Origin of the sequence: Sphaerochaeta pleomorpha str. Grapes (genome assembly GCF_000236685.1) — a bacterium.
GTDB lineage: Bacteria > Spirochaetota > Spirochaetia > Sphaerochaetales > Sphaerochaetaceae > Sphaerochaeta > Sphaerochaeta pleomorpha.
The window spans coordinates 1,706,633-1,722,446 of the sequence record NC_016633.1 but is presented as its reverse complement, the minus strand read 5'-3'; the positions used below and the strand labels follow the sequence as shown (position 1 = coordinate 1,722,446).

General features: G+C 41.6%; 13 protein-coding genes. All 13 read left to right on the top strand.

The annotated features are described in order from the left end of the window. The first annotated feature begins 178 nt into the window (after positions 1–178). The gene (locus SPIGRAPES_RS07870; RefSeq protein WP_014270241.1) at positions 179–1,297 is read left to right on the top strand and encodes a DegT/DnrJ/EryC1/StrS family aminotransferase; all 1,119 of its coding nucleotides are present in this window, start codon (positions 179–181) and stop codon (positions 1,295–1,297) included. After that, a complete protein-coding gene (locus tag SPIGRAPES_RS07865) occupies positions 1,294–2,031 on the top strand; it encodes a sugar transferase (protein ID WP_014270240.1) in 738 nt (245 codons plus the stop codon). Before SPIGRAPES_RS07870 ends, SPIGRAPES_RS07865 begins: the two co-directional genes overlap by 4 nt. A gap of 215 nt (positions 2,032–2,246) precedes the next feature. After that, complete coding sequence (locus SPIGRAPES_RS07860) at positions 2,247–3,443, top strand: glycosyltransferase (RefSeq protein ID WP_014270238.1); 1,197 nt, start codon at positions 2,247–2,249, stop codon at positions 3,441–3,443. Positions 3,444–3,553: 110 nt separating this feature from the next. Then, positions 3,554–4,642: a glycosyltransferase gene (locus tag SPIGRAPES_RS07855; RefSeq protein ID WP_014270237.1), complete on the top strand. Its 1,089-nt coding sequence runs from the start codon at positions 3,554–3,556 to the stop codon at positions 4,640–4,642. 249 nt (positions 4,643–4,891) lie between these two features. Further along, a complete protein-coding gene (locus SPIGRAPES_RS07850; RefSeq protein WP_172635077.1) occupies positions 4,892–6,181 on the top strand; it encodes an O-antigen polymerase in 1,290 nt (429 codons plus the stop codon). 117 nt (positions 6,182–6,298) lie between these two features. Continuing rightward, positions 6,299–7,501, top strand: a complete 1,203-nt coding sequence (locus SPIGRAPES_RS16550; RefSeq protein ID WP_014270235.1) for a glycosyltransferase — start codon at positions 6,299–6,301, stop codon at positions 7,499–7,501. 95 nt (positions 7,502–7,596) lie between these two features. Next, positions 7,597–8,778, top strand: a complete 1,182-nt coding sequence (locus SPIGRAPES_RS07840; protein WP_081468765.1) for a CDP-glycerol glycerophosphotransferase family protein — start codon at positions 7,597–7,599, stop codon at positions 8,776–8,778. Between the two features lie 207 nt (positions 8,779–8,985). Continuing rightward, positions 8,986–10,413, top strand: a complete 1,428-nt coding sequence (locus SPIGRAPES_RS07835; RefSeq protein ID WP_014270233.1) for a lipopolysaccharide biosynthesis protein — start codon at positions 8,986–8,988, stop codon at positions 10,411–10,413. A 403-nt stretch (positions 10,414–10,816) separates the two neighbouring features. Further along, on the top strand, positions 10,817–11,182 hold the full coding sequence (locus SPIGRAPES_RS07830; RefSeq protein ID WP_215904775.1) for a serine acetyltransferase: 366 nt from the start codon (positions 10,817–10,819) through the stop codon (positions 11,180–11,182). 159 nt (positions 11,183–11,341) lie between these two features. Then, a complete protein-coding gene (locus SPIGRAPES_RS07825) occupies positions 11,342–12,085 on the top strand; it encodes a phosphocholine cytidylyltransferase family protein (protein WP_014270231.1) in 744 nt (247 codons plus the stop codon). 27 nt (positions 12,086–12,112) lie between these two features. After that, entirely contained in the window at positions 12,113–13,000 is an 888-nt protein-coding gene (locus tag SPIGRAPES_RS07820; protein WP_014270230.1) for an ATP-grasp fold amidoligase family protein, read from the top strand. Between the two features lie 64 nt (positions 13,001–13,064). Beyond that, the gene (locus tag SPIGRAPES_RS07815) at positions 13,065–14,231 is read left to right on the top strand and encodes a CapA family protein (protein ID WP_014270229.1); all 1,167 of its coding nucleotides are present in this window, start codon (positions 13,065–13,067) and stop codon (positions 14,229–14,231) included. Continuing rightward, the gene (locus SPIGRAPES_RS07810; protein WP_014270228.1) at positions 14,232–15,755 is read left to right on the top strand and encodes a lipopolysaccharide biosynthesis protein; all 1,524 of its coding nucleotides are present in this window, start codon (positions 14,232–14,234) and stop codon (positions 15,753–15,755) included. It begins immediately after the preceding gene. The last annotated feature ends 59 nt before the right edge of the window (positions 15,756–15,814 follow it).

The window sequence follows — 15,814 nt, the reverse complement described above, 5'->3', positions numbered from 1 at the left end:
CCTCTCTTTTTTTGTTTGCCTTGAGGTGCTCAGGAAACCTACCTGGCAATGCATGAACATCAGAGGAACCAAATTGCGATAAAACGTATCCTGCCGGTTCTCTTGCAGGGTGAGGTGGTACTTTCACCATTGCTATTCCGGAATAACCAGGGAGGGCGGGATTAATAGGGGGAATACAATGCACAAACGTATCTATCTTTCTTCCCCTACCATGCATGGGGAGGAGATGCAGTTCATCCAAGAGGCTTTCGATACCAATTGGATAGCGCCGCTGGGAGCCAATGTTGACGGCTTTGAAAAGGAAATGGCTTCTTTTCTCGGTATTGCCGATGCCGCTGCTCTCTCCTCAGGGACAGCAGCCCTGCATCTTGCAATGAAACTCTGCAGAATAGCAAAAGATGATCTTGTATTCTGTTCGGATTTTACCTTTGCCGCAACCGTAAACCCAGTCTCCTATGAGAGCGGAAGACAGGTCTTCATCGATAGTGAACGTGATACCTGGAATATGGACCCTGTTGCCTTGGAGAAAGCCTTTTTTATCTACCCCAATGCCAAAGCTGTGGTCGTAGCCAACCTATACGGGACCCCAGCCAAACTTGATGAGCTTTCAAGCATTTGTGCAAAGCATGGCGTTCCCTTGATTGAAGATGCCGCGGAAAGCCTTGGGGCAACCTACAAGGGCAAACAGACCGGGACGTTTGGCAGGTATGCAGCCCTTTCCTACAACGGGAACAAGATTATTACAACCTCGGGGGGAGGCATGTTTCTCTCCAACGATACGGAATCGGTAAAGAAAGTCAGGTTCCTGGCAACGCAGGCTCGTGACCCAGCACCGTGGTACCAGCATAGCGAGCTTGGTTACAACTACCGCATGAGCAATGTAGTGGCTGGAATCGGGAGAGGTCAGTTACTCCACCTCAATGAACATATCGCCTTGAAAAAAAGGATTTATGAAACCTACCAAAAGGCTTTTTCAGATCTTCCTGTGATGATGAACCCGCACCTTGCAGAGAGTAGTCCCAATTATTGGTTGTCGTGTCTCCTCCTTGATAAGGGCTGTCCGGTAAAACCCTCTCAGGTCATAGAAGCGCTTTCCAAGGAGAATATTGAAAGCAGGCCGATTTGGAAACCTATGCATCTACAACCGATCTTTGCAGAAAACGATTTCGTTTTTTTAGGGGATAAAGATGTCGGAGGAGACATTTTCGAACGGGGGCTTTGCCTGCCCAGTGATATCAAGAATACCGATGAGGACCTCTCTAGGGTAATTGAAATTGTAAGGAGTTGTTTTACATGATGTATGAAAAACATGTGAAAAGAATTCTGGACATCCTCTGTTCCTTGTCAGCTCTTATTGTATTTTTCCCTGTGCTTGTGTTCCTTGTTCTTCTGGTTCGAATAAAACTGGGGAGTCCTGTTTTTTTCAGGCAGCTTCGGCCGGGGTTGCATGAACAGTTGTTTACACTCTACAAGTTCAGGACAATGACCGATAAAAAAGATGCCCAGGGTGCTCTTCTCCCCGATTCTGAACGGTTGACTACGTTTGGGAAAAAACTTAGGGCCACAAGCCTGGATGAACTCCCAGAGCTTCTCAATATCCTTTTGGGAGATATGAGTCTGGTAGGACCCCGTCCTCTGTTGGTTAGGGACATGGCTTTCATGTCAGACGATCAACGAAGGCGCCATGGAGTCAAGCCAGGACTTACAGGCCTTGCCCAGATCAATGGGAGAAACGCAATATCCTGGGATTTGAAACTCCAGTTTGACCTTGCCTATCTGGAGCATATTTCATTTTATCGAGATTTCTCCATACTTTGCAAAACATTTGGAAACGTCCTAAAGGAAGCTGACATCACCGAAGAGGGGATGGTAACCGCCCAGGATTTTGGGGATTACCTCAGAGAACAGGGAAGGATAGACCCCACTCAGTATGGGCAGAAAATGTTACAAGCCAAGATTATCTTGATGAACCACCCTTTGCCAGAGCAAAAGCATGGTTCGGTCCGGACCCTTCCCCCTCAGATATCTTGAAAGGAGGTTTTGAAAAAAAAAGAACCCAGAGGAACCTTGTCCTGTGGGCTTAGGCAGTCAGCACCATTTTTCCTTTTACTAGGTTGTCCCTTGTGTGTACCCCCTTTTCCCATTTGGAAAGGATTTGTGGGAAATGCTTTGTTGCCAAAGCGTATCCTCAGACGATGAACTGGCTTCCTTGGTGGTACTAAGAATTGAATTTGAGGAGAAAGTGTATGAAAAAGGCTCTGTTTGTAGCTAATGTCTTTAACTTTATCCATCAGTTTGAGCGTGATGATATTAAGATATTGATAAAAAAAGGCTACGAGATCCATGTTGCGTCAAATATGACTATTCCAGGATATTGGGGTGATCATGGGCAACTCGATGATTTGCCAATAATCAAACATAACATTCCGTTTCACCGAAGTCCCTTTTCGATTGATAATATCAAGGCCTATACCATACTGAAGAAGCATATCGATGAAAACCAATATTCGATAATACATTGCCACACCCCCATCGGGGGCTTTGTAACCCGACTTGCCGCAAGAAAATCCCGAATCCTCTATGGGTCCAAGGTTATCTACACAGCCCATGGTTTTCATTTCTTCCAAGGGGCTTCAATTAAAAACTGGATTCGTTGTTTTCCGGCTGAATGGCTTTGCTCCTTTTTTACAGACATTCTTATTTGTATCAATACTGAGGATTACAGCTTTGCAAAAGAACATCTGCATCCTCAGTCGGTCCAGTATATACCAGGAGTCGGAATACATCTGGAAGCACTGAAAAAGAAGCAACTTCAGGAAAATATCAGGGAGAAATACCATATTGATGAAGATACCATTGTGCTCTTATCGGTAGGTGAGTTGATCCCCAGAAAGAACCACTTGCTTGTTATCGATGCGCTGCAGAAGCTCGGGCGAAAGGATGTGAAATACATTATCTGCGGAGATGGTGTGCTACGCGATCATATAGAAAAGCGAATTGCACAACAAGAAATGCAAGGGGAAATACTGTTGGCAGGATTCTGCAACAATGTCTTTGACTACTATTCCATTGCTGATATATTTGTTTTTCCTTCCTTGCAAGAAGGGTTGCCGGTTGCCTTGATGGAAGCGATGGCCTGCCATTTGCCTTGCCTGGTGTCGCATATCAGAGGTAACACAGATCTCCTTTCCCAGAAGGAAGTGTTTTTCTCCCCAAAAAAGGATGCATCCCTGATACAAGTACTAAAACCGCTTCTTGCAAATAAAGAACTGAGGGTGATGCTTGGCAATACCAATTCGGAACTGATCAAGAAATTTGATTCCCAGATAGTTAAAAGGGGAATGCGAGCCATTTATGCAAAAACAGAACAGAAAGGAAGCCCTTTATCGGTCAAGCTTCCCCAACTGGACAGAAATGTCAGGCATCCCCTTCCTTCTCGATAAATTCTCGGGATTGCTTTGTGCTGGGAAGCTGGAAAGGCTGTCATTCACGGTTTGCGATTGCCGTCAATTCATACTATCTGTGTCAATGATAGGTCAATGGGAGAATTTCCATGAGAGTAATGCATGTATTGTCACAAAGAGTTTTTTCTGGTGCCGAAAATGTGGTATGTCAAATTATAGCTTCTTTTTCTTCTTATCCGGATATCGAGATGGTATATGTGAGTCCCGATGGCCCGATTTCCGAGTCCTTGCGTCTTCGCAATGTGCGGTTTTATCCGATGGAAAAAATGTCAGTGTCTGAAGTGAGGAGAGTCATCAGGTTGGTGCACCCCGATATCATCCATGCACATGACAGACGGGCAAGTGTCCTGGCTGCTTTATCAACCACGTTGCCTATAATTTCGCACATGCATGTGAATGATAAGAGAAGAAAAGGATTAAAATTCAAATCCCTAGTGTATTTGCTTTCAGCCCCTTCGTATCGGCACATTTTCTGGGTTTCAAAGTCTGCGTTTGAAGAATTTCCTTTTTCCCGGTTACTTGCAAATAAAAGTTCAATTCTCATAAATACCATGAACAAGGACGAAGTAAGAAGAAGGACTCTCTTGGACAAGCAGGAGTATGCCATCGATGTCCTGTTCATTGGGCGCATTACCTACCAGAAAAACCCCCAGAGACTAATCCATGTATTGCACGAATTGACTTTGCTCAATCCAACGGTAAAGGCCTGTATTGTAGGTACGGGAACTATGCAAAATGAATTGGAGAACGAAATACGTGCTAACACTCTGCAAGACAATGTCAGCTATCTTGGATATGTGGAAAACCCCATGAAAATGCTCTCACAGTCCAAGATATTGCTTTTGACCTCACGGTACGAAGGGACTCCCATGGTTGCCCTGGAAGCCATGATCCTGGGTATCCCGATAGTCTCCACACCTGTCGATGGAATGCTTGACCTGGTTGCAAACGGTGTGACTGGGTTTTTATCAGATGATGACCATGAAATGGCTGTCAAAATGAATGAGATAATTACTAATCCCCTTTTACTGGCAAGTCTTTCGAAGGCCACTTTGGAAGGTGCTGATCATTTATTCGATTTGCAAGCATATCAAGATGTGTTACTGTCCCATTATCGAAAATGTTATCAGTTGGCACACAAAAAAGCCAAAGGCATGATCTATAACGTACGTTCCTGACCCAGGGGAAAGACTAAGCGTCTCGGATCCGGACTACAATACATTGCAAGGAATCAGGGAATCGGTAGGCCTTTTTGGGGTTTTTCAGTATGCAAAACGGGTGCATGAGAATGGTTTAAAATACATTATAGGGAAGAAAGCATGATGGCATACAGTGTTTCGAGTTGAAAATAGGACACCCTGATAGTTGGTTGGGAGGACTATGCAAAACCTTATGCAACATACTACAAAAAAAATACTATGCTCATAGTGATAGCATGTCTAGTGACAATACTTCTTTTCTGCGTATTAGTGATCGCCAATAATAAGATGTTTGGCAACCCGATCACCGATTACTTCAATCTCTTCCTGGTTTGCATAGTGGGCTATATGGTTGTATTTTTTCCTTTGCATATTGCCTATTTTTCCTTGGCTGTACGCAATCTGTTGACTATATATTTCAGTGTCTGGGTCTTGCTTATATCTTCTTTTATTGGCAGAAACCTAAAGCCAAGGAAACAGAAGCTTGAAGTTATCAATATATCGTTATTGGAAAAAATCATTTGGCCTTATCTGATTCTGGGCATTCTTGCCAATGTTATCTATCTCTGGCCGTATGGTTCCTATCAACGATATCTGGACTATTCTTTGGATTTGCGGGTAGGAAATTTTCTCATTTACAACAGGTTTAGTTTTCTGCAGCCTTTTGGCGATATCTTTTATGTCTCCTCATTGTTTTTTCTTGGGTTGGAATTTCACAAGCATTCAAAAAAGAATCTTTTTGGGTTGTTGCTGTCTGTTTACCTTGAAATTCTCATACTGATTGCCAATAGAGGCCGTATGTCATTCATATCCTTTTTAGCTGTCATGTTGATTTCAACGGTAAATATCGTATTTGCCAGAAAGAAAATATTCAAAGTGATTCTTGTGTTTGTTATATTTCTGACGTTTATCAGCTTGACTGAAGAAATTTCGAATGCCATGGGAAGAGGAGCCCCAACTGACCCTGTTGCGATTATCGTCGAGGGGACGTATTTTATCACGAATAATATCATCAACGTATTCCGACTCCCCAAGGAATTGTTCCGTAGGGGGTTAGATGTTTTTTTCCCCTTTGTCTTTTTGTTACCCTCTCGAATCTGGGAAGGCAAACTGGGCATGAAAACAGTATCGGAACAAAACACCTTTTTTCTGGAGGGAGCCTATAAAGGTCAGAGTGGGGTAACCGGTGAGCTTCCCGTTGACCTGATATCGTTTTGTTATTACGAATTTGGCATTCTTGGGTTTATGATAGTCGGGATTATCGCGGGGATGATTATTGGCTATTTCATCAGAAAAATCCGACATTTACCCACCAAGGCCTTCCAAGCCATTTTCAAGATGTATTTCTTTATCCAGTTCATTCTCAGAAGTTTTTTGGTTGCTGATCCTGCAAACCTGATTACTCGTTTTTTCGGTATCATTGTGTTTTTTGTCGTATATAAGGGATTCAAAGTTTTATATCTTCTCAAACAAAGATCTCACTCACGTACCAAATATTATCGGGGGGCTCCTTTCTAGGGCAATGTCGTTTTGTTGGAAATACTGGTAGTTTCCCTCGTTTTTTGATACATGGTATTTTTATAAATTTATATGTTTATATATTAGCATGATTTATAAGAAAATTGGGAGTTGCTCATGCGTATAGGGCTATACGTAAATGCTTTTGAACACGGGGGGGCTGAACGAGTTGTCAGCAGGCTGTCCTCTATTTTACAGCAACAGGGACATGCCGTATTTGTGATTATCAGCGATGCGAGCTTAGTCTCGTATTCTGTTTCCGGGAAGTTGATTGATTTTCAGATCCCCTCGGCCAGAGGTCTTTTAGGAAAACTTGTTACCCTCTTGAAACGAAGAAACAAACTGGGCAAAACCAAACATGAGCATCACCTGGATTGTGTGATTAGTTTTATGGATGGAGCAAATATCGTTAATATCCTTGCAAAAACAAAGCAAACGAAGACGATAGTATCTATCAGGAATCATCTGTCTTCGGAATTAAAAGCAGCTTCATTTGGAAGCGTTCAGAAGTGGATATTTACCACTATGTATAAACATGCCGATTCGGTTATCTGTGTCTCGAAGCTCATTGCCAGGGATGTCGAGCAATCGTTCTGTGTCCCCTTGGAAAAGATACGAGTCCTCTACAATCCCTACGATGCCGAGTCGATTCGTAAGGATGCCTCTCTGGTTGAGTCTGTTGACCCGAAGATAGCCGATTTTATCCGGGGAAAGGAGTTCTGTTTTGTAAGTATGGGACGTTTGTCCTACCAAAAGGGATTATGGCATCTTTTGAAGGCGTTTAGCTTGGTAAAACCTTCGGAAAATCATCTTGGACTGGTACTGATCGGAGATGGGGAACAGGGCTCCAAGTTAAAAGAATTAGCTTCCTTGTTGCATATTGAAAACAGTGTTTGTTTCTGTGGTTACCGAGAAAATCCCTATGCAATAATGGCACTCTGCTCAGTGTATGTTTTGCCATCGCTTTTTGAAGGTTTTCCCAACGCTTTGGTTGAGGCAATGTGCCTGGGATTGCCTGTAATCGCTGCGGATTGCAAAAGTGGCCCGCGGGAAATCCTGGCTCCCGAATTGGACATATATGGCACTCCTATGGAAAAGGCCTACGCCGCACAATATGGGTATCTGTTCCCCCCGTTTTCAGGCAGGGAGGATTGGACAGTGAATTGCGGGGAGGAAAGAACCTGGGCGGATGCACTTGAAAGTATCTGTATCAAAACGAATGAGTTTGCCCATTACTCGAAGATTAGCGTTGATCGTTCCAAATATTTCTCAGAGGAATCCTGTTATTCAACACTTTACCCGATTTTATTGGAGGGCTGAGGCAAAAAATTCGTCCGGCATGTGTGTTGGTAGGCTCGTTTTGCCACTCGGTTTTACAGCAGGTGCCCGTTTCTTTTATCCGCTTACGGGCAATTATGCATAATTGCCGGAGGGGTTGTATGCCTCCGGTTATTGCATTTGGTTTGGGGGGAAGGAAGATGTATAATCAGATGTTTAGATTTCTTGAATGGATTAATAGGTATTTGCCTAAAAGAGACATCGTATTGATTTATTCAGGCGTGGAATATAAAGATAATGCAAAAGCTATGTGCGACTACCTGTTTGCAAGGGGATTCGATAAAAAATGTAGTATTTATTATGCTGAGTATCAGAGAATCAATAAGGAGATATGGGTCAATGGAAATCAGCATTTGACTGTCCATTCAAAGATATTCGCCTATTTCATGTTCTTGTTTTCCCGCTATGCCCTGTATGCTTTCAATCCCATTAAAATAATGCCCAGTAGTAGCCAGAGAGTGATTCAAATGTGGCACGGATCTCCGTTGAAAAAGATATTCAATGACGGGATTGAGAAAAAATACAAATCCGACTATTTTACCTATTTCTTATCTTGTTCAAAATTCTTCAACGAATATTATCAAAAATCAATTCCCTGTGAGGAAGAGCGTATCCTACTGTGTGGGCAACCAAGAAACGATTTGCTGTTTGAGTCCATCGATAAGCCTGCATTCTTGAATGATGCCAAGTTGATTTTTTGGGCTCCAACCTTCAGGAAAGCAAAGTACTGGGAACAAAGGGACAGTGATTTTTCAGGAATGATTCCTTTCTATGACGGTTCTTTTGACGAGTTGAATGCAGATTTGGAATCGAAGGGTGTTCAGATGGTTATCAAGCTACATCCAATGGAGCTGTGTGCGGATGTAATTGAAAGGCACTTTCCCTGTTTACATATATTTTCCCATAAAGCCTTTACAAGGCTGCATATTGATTTCTATTCCTTTGTAGGGTTTTCAGATGCTCTGATTACCGATTACTCCTCAATTGCCTTTGATTTTTTATTGTTGGATCGTCCTATAGGATATGCTTTTACTGATTTTGCATCGTACAAAACCCATCGGGGATTTGTTCTGGACGATCCAATTTCTTTGATGCCGGGCAACATCATTACCGACAAGGAAAAGCTTTTGGCGTTTTTCCAGGAGATCAGCATCGGAAAAGATGGATATAGGGACAAAAGAAAACAAGTAAATGATATGGTCAATTATTACCAGGATGCAAATAATCGATCAAGAGTATCCTCAATCCTCTTTGGCTGACAACCTACCTTTCCTTACGGGTTCTCCTTGTTTGCTTTGATAATTATAAAAAAAGGTATTGTTAAGGATTGCGATGCTCTTTTGCCAGTAGGTCGGTAGGGTGGGTACCCTTGTTGAATCTCGTAGTTACTGTCTGGTTCTTGTTGATTTATTTTCATTCCCTGGTCTTTTTACCAGACTACCTGCATTTTCTCCCTGAAGGTATGCATGAGAAATAAAACCAATAAAATCAGTGAATTGCCTGAAGGGGTAAAAGCTTCCGGCGCATTATTCCTTGCCACTATCCTTACCACTGGGATTGCCTATATTACCACACCGGTCTTTACAAGATTGCTATCCCCCAATGATTTTGGCAAGGTATCGCTCTTTATAGCCTATCAGATGACTTTCGGGATACTTGCGATGTTTTGTTTATCCTATGGGGTTTTCAATAATGGAATGCTCGATTTTCAAGGTGATCGAGACGGCTATTCTTTTTCCATGCTTATCCTCTCCAATGGTATCACCATACTCTTTTCAGCTTTGGTAATACCCTTTCTCCCTGCAATCAAGCGTTTTACGGGTTTCGATATACCTTTGTTACTCTTGATGGTTGGTATATTTCTATTGCAACCTGCTTATAACTTTTGGACTGCCAGACAACGATATGAGTTAAAATATAAGGTTTCAGCGGTTTTCATGATTTTATGTGCAATACTCTCTCCCGTGGTTTCTATTCTCTGTATTATCTATCTAACGGGAAACCCCTTATATGCGAGGTTGTTTGGAGCCCAGGTCCCATTGCTCATCCTATACCTGGGTTTTTACCTGTTACTGGCGATAAGAGCTAAAGGCAAGGTCCAGACAAGGTATTGGAAATATGCAATAGGTTTCAATTTACCTTTACTGCCACATTATTTGTCTACGTATATGTTGAACAGTTCAGATAAGATAATGATTTCCTACCTGATCAATGATTCTTCGACAGCGTATTATAGCGTTGCCTATGCAGTTGCTTCCCTGGTGCTTTTGATCTGGACGGCAGCAAATTCATCGTTGCTTCCCTTTACGTATGAACATTGCAAGGCGAAGGACTATTTGCCAATTGCCAAGGTGACGAACAAGGTTCTGTCGGTCTTTTTTGTCGGATGTATTTTTATCATTTTCTTGGCTCCTGAAGTTATCGCGGTGATGGCAACCACTGAATACCGACAGGCAATATATGTCATTCCCCCCATAGTTGGTGGTGTTTTTTTCCAAGCCCAATACTATATGTATGCGAACATCATATACTTTTATAAAAAACCAAAATATCTGATGTATGTGAGTGTGACAACCATGTTGCTGAATGTAATGCTGAATTATTTCTACATCAGGAGATACGGATATCTTGCTGCAGGATATACCACCCTTGCTTGTTATATGTTTCAAGCTCTTTTTGATTATTTTGCTCTTTTAAAAGTAGTTAAGGAAAAAATATATGATATGCGTTATCTGGCATACCTATCTGCTGCAATGTTCGTATTTGCCATTTTTGGCAATAGGCTGTATGCATTGTTTGTTGTGAGATATGCACTGCTTGCAATCCTGTCAATCGGAATTCTGGTAAAACGAAAACTCATATTGGATTGGATGTTTTTCAATAAAAAGGGTTAAGGCGCTGCATGGGTAGCCAGGCAATCGGCAGGAACTCCGGTAAAGATAAAAATTATAAAAACTTTTAGAGGCAGTGGCCTTCTTGGTAAAGGTTTCTTGCAACAAGGGGAAAAGTCTCTGCCTTTACAGGTAAATAGGTGAAGGGCTGCAAATCCTTTCCATGGGATTACCGTGGGATTTTTCTGGTGTGCCCTGATTACACCAAGAGTGAGGGAAAATGGATTTATTTGCTGATGACTATTTTCGAAAGACTGGGAAACAGTGGAAAAATACATTTGGTATCAAGGCATTTTTTCTCCCTGTTGATTTAAAATTTCTCTACCATTTTAGAAAATCCCAAATAAAAAAAAGGACTTATTCGTATCATTGGATACTACAGACCCGAATACGGAGAAAGTTGGGTTTGGATATTTTTCCAGAGATGGAAATTGGCGGGGGGTTGTACCTGGGACATCCTTGGGGCATCACGATCAACCCAGAGGCAAAAATGGGACGTAACATAAATATCCATAAAGGGGTTACCATCGGTAAAGAAAATAGGGGTGCGCGCAAAGGAGCCCCTTTGATCAGGGATTCTGTTTGGATTGGTACGAATGCAACGATTGTCGGAAATGTTGAAATTGGGACGGATGTAATGATAGCGGCAAATGCGTTCGTGAACTGCTCTGTCCCTGATCATTCCGTTGTGATGGGAAATCCCTGCATAATAATTCCAAAAGAGAATGCTACCCTTGGATATATCAATTTAGTAAGGCAAATCCCTGATTAACATGTATTTGGCCCAAGAAGCGGGTTTGCTTTGTTCCTGCAGGAATATCCTAAGGATCCTATGAAGCAGCCTTCAGGGCAATACCTTACTTTTCTGTCAGGTGAAGGTATTCGTTTTCTTCTTTACATCTTTTGATGCTGAACAAAGGAGGAGTGGCTTGTGAGATTACTAATTCTTGCAGCGGGGAAAGGGTCACGGATTAGCAAGCATCTGCCTGGGATCCCGAAAAGTCTTGTGGAGATAGGAGGATCCTCGCTCCTTGAATATACTGTCTCGACCTTTTTCAAGAAAGGCATTGATTCAATTGGGATCGCTCTCGGATATCAACAAGAGATGATTCGGGAAAACCTTAAAGCCTATCCCGTACAATATTTTTATAATCCTTTCTTCGATGTTACAAACAGTATCGCCTCTGCCTGGTTTGCTTTGGATTTCATTTTTGTGGACGATGATGTTTTGATAATGAATGGTGATGTGTTCATGGAAGAAGCGTTGATTGATGAAGTCATCAAAACCAAAACGAGTCCCGTTTTATTTGCCGATGGGTCCAGGAAAGAAGAAGCAGATTATAAGTTCTTATATAAGAACAATCTATTGGTTAAATACGGGAAAGATTTGAAAGATAGTGATGTTACTGGCGAATATGTCGGGATTGCCAAGTTGGGAAAAGCCTTTATACCGATTTTCTGTAAAAAACTTGTGGAGATGATTTATTCCCAGCAACATCCCCTCTGGTGGGAGAATGTCCTGTACCAGAGTCTGCCAGAGATCGAGGTTTTTGTGCAGGAGACGAATGGTTTGTTCTGGGCGGAAGTTGACTATATTGAAGACTATGAAAGGATACTGAAATTCAGGAAATGTTTAGGATACTTTACGCTGTCTGACTCTTGTATTGGAGGTTAAACCCGCAAGGAACAATCGAGGCATGAGATGCGGCACTATACGTTAAAAAACTTATACATACTATTAGGAGAATCAGGATACTTACGATGGATCCCTGATAAGCTGTATCTTAAACTTTTGTATAAAGCCATGACAAATAAGTCTTTGAGGTTTAGCTTGTTAAAGACCTATAATGAAAAATTGCAATGGCTGAAATTATATTACCATAATCCAAGGCACACGATGTATGTTGATAAATATGCAGTACGCACAATTATAAAGGAACAAATCGGCGAGCAGTATCTGGTTCCTTTGCTTTTCTTGTATACCTCTGTTGAGGAAATCAAATGGGAAAAGCTTCCCAATCAATTTGTAATGAAATGTACCCATGGGTCTGGCTATAATATTATCTGTAAAGACAAAAGAAAACTGAATATACAGGATACAAGCAAGAAACTCCGGAAGTGGTTGAAATGCAACTGGCAATGGGTTGGAAAAGAATGGCCTTACAAACATGTAGTGCCTAGGATAATCGTTGAAAAATACATGGCCGAGGATTCCCTTACCCCGCTGATAGACTACAAGGTTCTCTGTTTCAATGGAATTCCGAAATTAATCGAAATGCATAGAAACCGGTTTCAGGATAATTGGTGCCAAGATTTTTACGATGTCGCATGGAATAAACTCTCAATATCCCAGAAAATAAATGGATTGCCGAATTCAGAACTGGTTTCCCCAAAACCTGCAAATTTACCTGAGATGTTGGACCTTTCGGGCAAATTGGCAAAAGGAGAACCACATGTCAGGGTCGATTGGTATATGGTTGGGGAAAAGCTGTATTTCGGGGAACTAACCTTTTTCAATGGTTCCGGGTTTTATTTGTTTGATAACTCGGAAGATGATTTACTGCTTGGAAGCTGGATACATCTAGGATAAGGGTAATAAGGTGAGCGTTTGTCGCTTTTCATTTCCCTAGCCTTAAAAAATAGAGGATACAACCATGAAATTTCTCATTGGGGGTGATTTGGTTCCAACGGAAAAAAATGTGCAGGCATTTTGTACGGGTGATGCGTCTGCAATCCTGGACAAAGCTTTATTGAAAGAATGGGAATCGGCAGATATTAGAATTGTAAACCTTGAGGCTCCTGTAACAGATATATCTATGCCAATAATGAAAAACGGTCCCAATTTAGTTGTTCCCATTTCCGTAAGGAAAGGGTTGAAATCTTTGCATCTTGATTATGTAGGCTTGGCAAATAATCACATCCTTGACCAAGGGCCCCTTGGTTTTCACTCAACGTTAAAAATTCTCAAGGAAAACAGATCTCATTATTTTGGTGCTGGACCCAACCTTTCGGAAGCGGAAAAAATCTCGGTCATTGAATTATCCGAGCTGAGAATCGGCCTCTTTGCTTGCACTGAGCACGAATTCTCCATTGCAAGTGATAATTCTCCCGGGGCAAATCCTTTCGATCCCTTGCATACTGGAGATTATATCAAAGAAAAAATACAAGCATTAAAATTGGATATCCTCATCGTGCTCTATCATGGTGGGAAGGAATACTTTCAATTCCCTTCACCAAATCTCCAGAAGGCATGTAGATATCTTGTGGATAAAGGGGCTTCCCTGGTTGTTTGCCAGCATAGCCATTGTATTGGCGCCTATGAGAAGTACAAAGGGAAAGATATCGTGTATGGGCAGGGGAATTTTATCTTTGATCTGGATAATCCTCTTTCTTTCGATAGCTTGCTTCTTGCCTATGAGATTGACAAAGATTTCCCTCCAAAAATTACTTATATCCCGATTAAAAAGAAATTAGATGGGACAGGTTCTGTGTATCTGGCTATGGGGGAAGAGAGGGAAGCTATTCTCTCTTCTTTGAACGAAAGGTCCAAAGCAATCATATCCCAGAGGTTCTTGGAAGAAACCTATCGTGATTTTTCCAAAAAATCCCTGTCTACCTATCTGTATGAATTTTCAGGGCTCGGTTCATGGTTTAATCGATTCGACCGGATGATCTTTAGAGGAAGATTGTTACAAACAATGTTTTCTGAGAAAAAAATGCTGCAATTGTCAAATTTCCTTACCTGTGAGGCTCATCAGGAACTAGTTGGCGAAGGGTTGAGAGCCGAGATTTCAAATTTCCCAGAGAATGAGATCGGGTAGATGGATATTCCAAATCTTGAGGCAAAGGAGCTCACTGTACATTCCTTTGAAAGAAAGGTATCCAGTGCGACAAAATGGTCTGTAGTCACTGAGGTTTCGATAACGCTTGTGCAACCTATTGTGAGCATTATCCTCGCAAGGTTGCTATTGCCACAAGCTTTTGGAATCATTGCCAATATTACCATGATAACCAGTTTTGCATCGATGTTTGCCGATGCTGGTTTCTCCAAATACATTATCCAGCATGAGTTTCGAACCAATGATGAGTTGGAAGAAAATGCCTGCGTTGCTTTCTGGACCAATTTTGCAATATCTCTGCTTTTACTGGCAATTTTAATTCTATTTAGAAAACCTTTTGCACTCTTTCTCGGTAACGAGGGATATGAGAAACCTTTGGTTGTTTCTTGTTTTTCTCTCCCTCTCATTGCCTTAACCAGCATTCAAACGGCAATCTACAAGAGAAAATTCCAGTTCAAGGCTTTGTTTTGGGCCAGGCTGATTGCTGCCTGCATACCCTTTGCAGTTACTGTGCCTTTGGCTTTGCAGGGGTTTGGTTATTGGGCTTTGTTATTTGGCACTCTTTCTTCAAGTGCAATGCATGTACTTGTCTTGACGTTCCTTTCAGATTGGAAGCCCAGGTTTTTTTATTCTCTTACGATTTTGAAACAAATGTTCTCATTTAGTTATTGGTCTTTGATTGAATCGATTTCAATTTGGCTTACCAGTTGGATTGATGTGTTTTTGATACATACATTCTTGTCCCCGTATTACATTGGGCTTTATAAGAATTCAATATCCCTGGTTAATTCCATTACCGTAATTGTCACGGCATCTTTTACTTCTGTTCTTTTCCCGGCCTTATCCAGATGTCAGCAAAATGAAGCACAATTCAATGCGACTTACCAACGAACCCAAAAAATTGTAGCCTATCTGTTAATACCCCTTGGCATGGGTATTTTCATATTTAGGGACTTTATTACAGTTTTTTTACTGGGTGAAAACTGGGTTGAAGCAGCCCCCCTGATTGGTGCCTGGGCTTTGTCTTCTGGTTTTGTTGTCGTTTTCTCTGCTTTTGCCAGTGAGGTGTATCGTTCCAAGGGAAAACCAAAAATATCGGTGCTTCACCAAATTCTATGGTTATCAATTATTATACCTTTAGTGATGATTTCTCTAAAGAATGGTTTCCAATCCTTTGTGATATGGAGGATTGTAGCTCGAATAACCGGAATACCGATAGCGTTTCTTTTGTTACGATTTTTTTTCGGCATTTCTCATCTCGCAACAATACAAAATACTATAAGGCCTCTAGCAGCCTCATTATTGATGAGTCTGTTTGCTCTCGTTCTTAGGAACTTTTCTACTTCAAATCTTTGGTATATTGCTTCGATACTCATTTGTATTGTTGAGTATTTCCTTTCTGTTCGCTTTTTTTGTAAAGCCGATTACTTTGAGATTGTTGCATCTTTAAGGAACCGTGAAAGGGAGGGGAATCAAAAAGGCAAAGAGGGGAAAACACGCGTCTAAGGCGATTAGCTAGTAATTACAGGAGTATGTGGTCTTTGGAATGATTCTTTCTTCATATT